General features: G+C 43.1%; 1 pseudogene. It reads left to right on the top strand.

The features are described from left to right. Positions 1 to 121: 121 nt before the first annotated feature. Positions 122 to 1,268, top strand: a pseudogene (locus tag Q0192_RS06595) (IS481 family transposase). Positions 1,269 to 1,477: the final 209 nt, after the last annotated feature.

Genomic DNA, 1,477 nt, shown 5'->3' with positions numbered 1-1,477 from the left:
ATTGCCAGAAGCATGAGCCGTAAGGGCAATTGCTGGGACAACGCTGTAGCAGAAAAGTGAAATAGTCAAGACTTAATCTGACAGTTGCGAAAAAAAAGTAACTTTAAAAACAGATTAAATAATGACAACACAAGCAAAGATCATCAAAAACAAGTTGGGCATATTGGAGCTTGCCCAGCATTTGGGCAACGTGTCACAAGCCTGTAAAGTGATGGGCTATTCGCGTGATAGCTTTTACCGGTTCAAAGAACTGTACGATCAGGGAGGCGAACTTGCTCTTCAGGAAATTAGTCGCAGAAAGCCCGTATTAAAGAACCGGGTTGAAGAGCACGTAGAAAAAGCAGTTGTTGAAATGGCGATAGAACAACCAGCTTTGGGCCAGTTACGTGTATCCAATGAACTCAAAAAGCAAGGTGTCCCGGTTTCACCTGGTGGCGTAAGAAGTATCTGGTTAAGGCATGATCTGCATACGTTTAAACTCCGTTTGAAAGCCTTAGAAGCAAAGTCAGCGCAGGAAGGGTTGGTATTGACAGAGGCACAGGTTGTGGCTTTGGAAAAGGCCAAAGAGGAAAAGAAAGCGCATGGTGAAATAGAGACCCATCATCCCGGCTATCTCGGATCACAGGATACTTATTATGTAGGAAATATTAAAGGCGTTGGCCATATCTATCAACAAACTTATATTGATACCTATGCAAAAATTGCTTTTACCAAGCTGTATGACCGTAAAAATGCTTTGGTAGCAGCGGAAATGCTGAATGACAAGGTGGTGCCTTTTTATGAACAGCACGACCTGAGGTTGCTTAGAATACTCACAGACCGGGGAACCGAATATTGTGGTGTAAGAGACCAGCACGAGTTTCAGCTATACTTGGCCACCCCGAGATATTGACCATACTAAAACCAAAGCTAAAAGCCCCCAGACCAATGGTATTTGTGAGCAGTTCCACCGCACCATTCAGGATGAGTTTTATGCGATTGCATTTCGTAAAAAAATCTACCGTAGCATCGCTGAACTACAGGCCGACCTGGATAGGTGGATGTACAATTACAATAACGAACGAACACATACCGGAAAGTACTGTTTCGGTAAAACACCCATGCAAACATTCATTGACAGCACTCCGTTAGCAAAAGAAAAGTTGTTGGAAACATTGGCCGAAGACCAGATTCTTCAAGGCCTTCCCAAAAAGGGCATAGAAGAATCTGAGTCAATGCATTTAGATGAGAAATGGTTATATTCACAAATTCCATCTGACAATCTTTAAAAACATACAACTGTCAGATCAAGTTGTGGCTATTACACTTTAGGTGGGCTGTCACCCATGATGTGGAAATGTGGACAGCAGCCCAAAGCACAACCCGACGCTCCTCCTGACCACATTCCCACACCCTGTTTTAACAACAATAACGAAACCGAAAAACTAATAACCTGAGTTCGATTAATCAAAAGGCGGTCATCTGATTAGAGGAGACT

This window comes from uncultured Mucilaginibacter sp. (assembly GCF_937859865.1).
In the GTDB taxonomy this organism is placed as follows: Bacteria; Bacteroidota; Bacteroidia; order Sphingobacteriales; family Sphingobacteriaceae; genus Mucilaginibacter_A.
The sequence above is the reverse complement of the archived record's forward strand: the minus strand, read 5'-3'. Positions and strand labels throughout refer to the sequence as shown.